Annotated in this window: 5 protein-coding genes; 3 read left to right on the forward strand and 2 right to left on the reverse strand. The window is 66.2% G+C overall.

What is annotated here, in order from left to right; translation table 11 throughout:
* From ACFKCF_RS61300 to ACFKCF_RS61310, 3 genes are all read left to right on the forward strand, one after another.
* On the forward strand, positions 1-2,119 hold a 2,119-nt coding region (locus ACFKCF_RS61300), incomplete at its 5' end, for a LamG-like jellyroll fold domain-containing protein (RefSeq protein ID WP_394506704.1).
* 72 nt (positions 2,120-2,191) lie between these two features.
* Positions 2,192-2,497, forward strand: coding sequence for an Ig-like domain-containing protein (locus ACFKCF_RS61305; RefSeq protein ID WP_394506706.1), 306 nt, complete (start codon positions 2,192-2,194; stop codon positions 2,495-2,497).
* Positions 2,494-3,084: a hypothetical protein gene (locus ACFKCF_RS61310; protein WP_394506708.1), complete on the forward strand. Its 591-nt coding sequence runs from the start codon at positions 2,494-2,496 to the stop codon at positions 3,082-3,084. Before ACFKCF_RS61305 ends, ACFKCF_RS61310 begins: the two co-directional genes overlap by 4 nt.
* Positions 3,085-3,463: 379 nt before the next feature.
* On the opposite strand, the gene ACFKCF_RS61315 is transcribed toward ACFKCF_RS61310, so the two are convergent.
* Positions 3,464-3,694 carry a hypothetical protein gene (locus ACFKCF_RS61315; protein ID WP_394506709.1) on the reverse strand — a complete coding sequence of 77 codons (231 nt, stop codon included), beginning with the start codon at positions 3,692-3,694 and terminating at the stop codon, positions 3,464-3,466.
* A gap of 314 nt (positions 3,695-4,008) precedes the next feature.
* A partial coding sequence (locus tag ACFKCF_RS61320) for a DddA-like double-stranded DNA deaminase toxin (protein ID WP_394506711.1) occupies positions 4,009-7,087 on the reverse strand: 3,079 nt, incomplete at its 5' end.

The following is a 7,087-nucleotide window of genomic DNA, read 5'->3' on the forward strand; positions in this document are numbered from 1 at the left end:
CGCACCAGCTCCACCATCTGCCGGCGAAACTCCGGCGGATAGTTGTTCGGCACAGCAGACTCCTTCTTCCGGGAACCAGGGTTCCCCAGAGATCAGGTGTCCACCAAACCGGGCCAACTCCAAGCCTGACCTGAGCCCGGACTGGAGCAACCTGGGGCCATGTGAAGGAGGCGATCCCATCCCTGTTGATGGGCTGGTCGCGGCATACGGCTTCGAGGAGGGCACCGGCACGGTCGCGGGCGACAGCTCGAATCACGGCAACGATGGCACGGCATCCGGCGCTGAGTGGGTGACTGGCAAATATGGCAAGGCTCTGTCTTTCGACGGAGAAGGTAGCTGGGTGACCATCGCGGACGCCGAATCGCTGCGTCTGCCGGATGGGCTGACGTTGTCGGCGTGGGTGAAGCCGGCGTCCCTTGACGGCTGGCGCTCGGTGCTGATGAAGGACCTCGGAAACGGCGGATCCTATGGCCTGTACGCTTCCGGCGGCAGCGGAGTCCCGTCGGGCTGGCTGACCCCCGAGACGGGCAGCATCGCGAACGTCCTCGCCGACCAGGCGCTAACTCAGGACCAGTGGAGCCACCTCGCGCTCACCCACGATGGTTCGACGGCGCGGCTCTACGTCAACGGCGAGCAGGTGGCCGAACGGCCAATAGGAAGGCTCCTCCTCGACGAGGGCGCCCTACACATCGGCAGCAACAGTTCCTGGGGCGAGTTCTTCCACGGCATCATCGACGAGGTACGCGTCTACAACCGGCCGCTCGACGCCGACGCCATCCTGTCCGACATGGCCACGCCGGTCGCAACGCCGGGACTGAGCCCGGCCCCGGCCTCATCCTCGGCTCCTTCCGTGCGCGCGAGTGCGAAGGTGATCGCGAGCTCGCAAGACAGGCCGCTCGCCGCGGCGGATGACGACGCCCGCGTCGTCGACTGCTGGAAGAACGAGGCTAAGGCCAGAAGCAAAGCCGACGACGGGTACCTCGCGGGACGACTCAACTGGTGCGCTATTCAGAGCCTGACGAGCGGCTCGCTAGCCTTCGGCCCGCCCCCGCCGGGTGGGGACACGAGCAGTAGGTCCGGTAATGGCATCACGGCGACCGTCACTACGATCGGCTACACCTATCCGGCGGGGAAGGGGAAAACAGACCGCGTCATGCAGTTCAGGATCTCCTTGAAGAACGTTATCCCGATCGGCCTGACGTACAAGCAGAAGGCGTACATCGCTTTCGGCTCCAAGAGCGAGGACGGCTGCAAGACCGTCGGCGACACTTACGTCCAGGGCAAGTGGGACGAGTGGAACGCCGGCAAGCTCGCCGCCTTCACCTTCCAATCGGAAGAGTCCAACGGTAGCGGCCCGGACAAGCTCGAGCACTGCCATCCGAAGTTCTATGCGAAGGTGTGGTTGCCTGAAATCCCGTCGACACCGGTCCGCTATTTCTGGTCCGACGCTAAGCCGCAGGTCCGCTGCGACTCTGCGGAATACATTTCCAAGCTGAGGGGCAGCGGCTGCGTTTTCGACAAAGCACAGCTGGTCTACGAGACCACTGAGATCTATAAGGGCGACCCCTGGCAGACCAATGAGCCACTGAACGTGGAGACCGCCTACCGCAATGTTCCAGGCCACATCTGGACAGCCTTGAACAAGCCTCACTTGACACAGCCAGCGACGAGCACGAACAAGATGATCCCGGGTTCGATCAACGGCCCCTACCCCGGCCTGGTGCGTACCGTGAGGGCTTACTGGAAGGAGAAGAACAACGAGAAGGTACGCAAGTTGTGCCGGATCCTCTTCGCCGACTTCGACCGTAAGGATGCGGTGTTGGGTAAGCCGGGCACCGACAAGGACGGCAACCCCATCCCGCCGGCGGACCGGCGCGTTTACGAATGCGATGAGTACCCCTTCGAGTCCACGATCCAGGGCGCTTGGACGTCACGCGAGAAGAGCGAACAGGACGGACTGCGCTACTCGATCAGACCCGTCTACTGGCGGAACAATGGGCGTGACGGGAGCCAACTTGGGTCCTTCTACAACGACAACCGCGTACTCGGTGTCGATGGCAAGGAGCGTGAGAACGAGCAGGACCGGTTCCTCGTGGACGCCAAGGTACCCGGCCATTAGCCTGTAGCCCTCATATCAGCGGACCCGGCCGGTATCGGTCGGGTCCCACCATCGGGACAGGAGACCACCACCGTGACCGCCCTCCAGCCGTACTTAGGCGTGCAGTTCGTTAACGAGGATGGTGACATCGCCGTAGATGGGGAGATCAGGGTCGCCTTCCTCACGCCGGTGACCGGCGTCAGCGTCACCCTCCACGACCCGGAAGGTGCCGACATCCCTCTTTCGGTCACCTCTATCGAAAAGGGCGAGGGATACGTCGTGGTCCCATTGAAGCCGCTCGCGCCGGCGACGACCTACCAGCTCACGGTCAAGGGCGCGACGGACAAGAGCGGTAACGTGATGGAAGACCACACCGCCCCGTTCAGGACCGCTCCGTGAGCTGGGCGTCGGTCGTCGACTACTACGTGGGCATCGGGGACGACGTCCTGCTCCTCGACTTTTTCTGCTATACCCTCACGCTTCCCGTGCACGGTGTGCTCACCGTCGAGGACGCGGCCAGGCGACTTGGCCACAACCCCGCCGACCTTCATATTCCGCCCGATCCGTATCTGATGGACCAGGAGCACGATGTGGCCCTCGTACAGGTGGGTCCGGGCGTGGCTACCATCGACTTCGGATGCCTTGGCATCGGCACGGCGATCTCCGGCCGACTGGCGGGGCCGGAGATGCGGCACTGGTTCGCGGCCTGGGACATCGAAGGCAACACCTTCCTTGCCAGCAGACAGCCGGAGGGCGGCGGCTATTGGTCCCATCCTGCGGCTCACGACAGCGGGGACTACGGCGTGCTCACGCCGTACGCCGGCCTGCTGCGTCCCGCCAGTGATGAGGACGAGGATGAGGCGGACAGGAGCCTCCCGCCTCTCGTGCTCGCTGTCGTGGAACATGAGAGCGGAGTCCGGCTGACCCGCGACATGCTCGACGGTGCGCACCCGATCCTCCGCATCCCAGACGCCTGGGCCGAATGATCGACGCCTTCGCGCGACGGCCACAACGGTGAATCCCGCGGAACGCGTGATTGCTCTCGTGATCGGACCGGGGACACACGCGGGATGATCTTGCACGAACCACGTGCCGCCTAGGCTATCTGCCCAGCTCAAGCCGCCTAAACAAGCGGAGCGACCCCCACTCTCCTAATGCGAGCCCTCTTGTTAGAGTCAAGAACGCCTGCGAGTCGAACGCTGCCATCAACTCGGTGGCCGACTGCGGTGGGGGCGCGCCGAGCGGCTCTGGCTTGCGGCGTTGTCGCGGCTGATCCACCGCCAGACCCGATCAAACGCACCCTGGCCGAGACCGGCACCCTTCCGGACGCGGAAATGATCCACCTCAAGATCAAGACCGGGTCACTCAGGAGATCACCGTCGAGCACGCTCTCGCGCACCTTCGGGTGGGGGTCGGTGCGGCGTTCGCGATGGTGCCGTTGAACTCCTCGGTCTGCTCGAACATCAACGCGGCCCGACACAGAGTGCCGCCGCTGCGCAGGCCCACACCGCCATGATCACAAACAGCCTTGCCGGCGTGTCCGGCTCCTCGTGACCACTTGGCTGGTCGTGGCTGACGCAGTATCTCGATCAGCACGGGCATGACCTTTCGTGTTCTCCCAGGTGGCCCTACCTCTTTACCAACTCCTCGGGATCGGAGCCCAATCGACCGACGACCAGGGGCTCGTGGTCGGACGAGTAGGCCGCACCGCGTGGCTGGCCGGCCTGCACATGGACAACGACCAGCACCAGCGAGGCGCCGGCCCAACCCGGCGCCTGATCATTCGCAGCGATGTCCATAAGATCCCTTCCCTGTCCTGCGTCAGAGGCCTCCGGTGGTGTGAGCTGCCGCAGGATAGAGGCGCGGCGTCCCTCGACGACCGCACCTCCATCCGTATGCATCCCACAGGATCAGTCCCGCCAGCGGCCGACCCCACGCACGGTGACCTCCAGCAGTTCCGCCGGATTGTCCGGATCCGGATAGTAGATGATCATGGTGGTCCCGGCCGGCAGCAGCAGTTTGATGGCCTGGATGCACCCGGCCACGGTCTGGCGCTGCGCATCGGGCCCGGTGCCGCTGATCGGCACCGCGTCGCAGACGCCGCCGCGGTTGTTCATGACGAGCCGCAGCGTGTTCTCCTTCAGCGCCACCTCCCGCGTGGCGACGCGGTAGGCGAGCTGCGTCTCAAGGTGCCAGGCCGGGGGCGCCATGGGCAGGCCGAACTGCTGCATGTACAGCACGCTGAGACGCTGTTCGAGGGCCGCGAGGTCGTCGTGCAGACCGCTCTCGACGGTGTAGTTCACCCACTTCTCCAGATCGGTGACCGGCGGCAGAGTCGCGATCGGCAGGCCGTTCGCATCGAGCACCCGTCCGGACTCGTCCACGATGTAGCCCTGGTTGTTGAGCCGTTTGATGGTCTCGCTCACGTCCTTGAGCTGGCGCGCCGCGTCCTCGAACGGGCAGTCTCCGCCTTCCTGGATGCATCCGATCGGAACAGTGCGCAGGATCGACGTTGCCAGCTCGGTCTCGCGGGTCGCCCAAAGGATGGACAGATCAGATTGGCGCTCGAGCAGGTACATCGTTCCCCAGATCGAGTTGTACTCGCCGAACCGGAGTTCCTCCGGGACGTGCGACGCCACGAAGGTCCCCCTCCACTGGGACGCATACTCGTCCCAGTCGGGATCTTCGGACAGTTCCAGGGCTCCAGTGAGGCAGTCCTTGACCGACTGCGCCGCATCCGCGACACCGCCCTTGAGGGCGTTCTTGCAGTCGCCGACCAAGCCGTACTGGGAGGCGGCGTTGATCAGGTCCATGCCGGTCAGGGCTATGTACTCTTCGGCGAGGCGTTGAGCGTCGGTCTCCCGGTTACCGATTTCCCTTGCCGCGAAGGAGAATATCGGGCTCAGGACGATGGACATACAGGCGTCCTGGGCTTTGCCGACGAACTGCCTCTTGCAGTGCTCGACGTTGTCCTTGGCGAAGCCGTCCGGATCGTGGAGCGGCCCCTTGGGGTCGTTCAGGATCTCTTCAGCGCGTGCGTCGCAGTCGTGGTAGCCAGGGTCGCCGAGTTTGGGGGCATCCTCGCAGTGCTGTTTCAACTCCCTCTTGAGCTCGCGCAAATGTCCCTCGGCCTCTAGCCGATAGGTCTCGAACACTTCCGCGGCGATGCGAGCCGCCACGGACGCGCTCTCGCCGGCCGCGATTTGCGCGGCGTACGCGGTGTCATAGGCGTCGTAGGCGCTGGCCGCGTCATGTGCTGCCGAGACGGCCGAGGCGCGGGCCCAGCGGGCCGAGAGGGACGCCGACCTGGCCGACTGCTGGGCCTGCTTGGTCGCGGCAGCGGCGGTGCGGACGGCCTCGGCGGCCCGTTCCGCGGACGCGGCGGCATCGCGGGCGTGGGCGACGGCATCGGTCGCGAACTTCTCCGCCTGCTCGGCCGCCTTGCCGGCGTCGTTCGCGTAACCGATGGCCTCCTCCGCCGCACCGCGGGCCTCCGCCGCCGCAGCCTGCGCGGTGCGCGCGAAGTCGACGGCCTGCTGCGCGATCTGCGAAGTCTCGATCATCAAGGAACTGGCGATGTAGTTGTGCGTCGCGGTCGCGTAGTCGCGCTGGGCCGCACGGTGCCGCTCCACCTCCAGGAACTCGACCTGCATCGCCGTCGTGCCGGCCAGCGCGATTTGGGCGCCGTTGCGCACCTCGGTCCCGTGAGAGTCGTCCCCGGCGATCGCGCCGACCTTCGCCCGGACGTCGATCGCGTAAGCGGTGTTGTGGTCCTTGTCGAGGAACTTCTTGAGGGCGTCCGGGGCGTCCGAACGCAGGGCGATGTTCGCCGCCTCCTCGATGTGGGTGTAGCCGATGCTGCGGGCCTCAGAAAGGATGCCGTTGACCTCCTGCCGGTCCTCGGCGGCTCGCTCGGGGTATTCCGGGTCCTTGAGGAACTCGATGACGTCGGGCCATCCGCTGTCGAGAGCGTGCTGAGCGGCTGCTCTCATGGCCGCGCTACCGGTGATCATGAGCCCGGTCAGCCTCGTGCGGTCGTCCTGCTCTTCGGCGGAGGCGAGTCCGTTCTTGACGAACCCGATGACACGGAGGTCATCGTCCTCACCGAGAGCCTGCATGGCCGCCGAACTGGTCCACGTGCCGGGCACGGTCGCGAAGTAGCGGGCCACCTCCCGCGCCTTGAGGGCCGCCGATGCGGCTTCGGTCTCCGGCGCGTTGGCGACCTCGGCGATCAGCGCGTCGATCTGCGGGGTGTGGTACTGGCCCATCGGCACATCGAAGCCGCGAGCCTCCCCCAATCGGGCCTCGGCGGCTTTCTGGCTGATGTACCGGGCGAAGGACAGCTCAAGTTCCAGCTCCTTCTGGAGTCGTTCGGCGTCCGCCTCACGCGCCGCTTTGTAAACGATCTGGGCCGTCTCAGCCGCCCCCAACGCGTCCTCCGCCGCGCGGTAGGCGTTGTTCGCGTGCTGCGTCGCCAGCTCGGCCGCGTTGACGGCGCTGCCCGCATGCTGGGCCGCGCTCGCCGCGGCGCTCGCCGACTGCTCCGCGTAGGACACGGCGCGCGTCGCCGCGTCGCGCGCCTTTCCGGCCGCGTCCTTGGCGATGTCCGCCTGGCGTGCCGTCTCCTCGGTGGCGCGCCTCGCCTGGTCCGCGCTCGCTTTCGCCCGCGCGGCCGCTGCGAACGCGTTTCGGGCCTCGGCGCTGGCCTCCCCCGCATAACGCCCGGCGGCCTCGGCCGCGCGTCCGGCGGCCTCGGTGTTCGCCCTGGCCGAATTGGCGGCGGCGACCGCGGCGTTCGCCTGATCGGTCACAACGATGATCTGATTGATGGGCGAGATCAACGCGGTGATCTCCGGACCGATCCGCTGCATGTCCCGGTTGTACTTCTCCGCTTTGGCAGCGGCTGCCGCGTCCAGCTCTGCCGCGGCCGCGGCCGCCCAGGCCTCATCCGACTTCGTGTGCGCCCGCGCCGCCGCGGTCGCCGCGCGT

Origin of the sequence: Nonomuraea sp. JJY05, assembly GCF_043496855.1 — a bacterium.
Taxonomy (GTDB): Bacteria; Actinomycetota; Actinomycetes; order Streptosporangiales; family Streptosporangiaceae; genus Nonomuraea.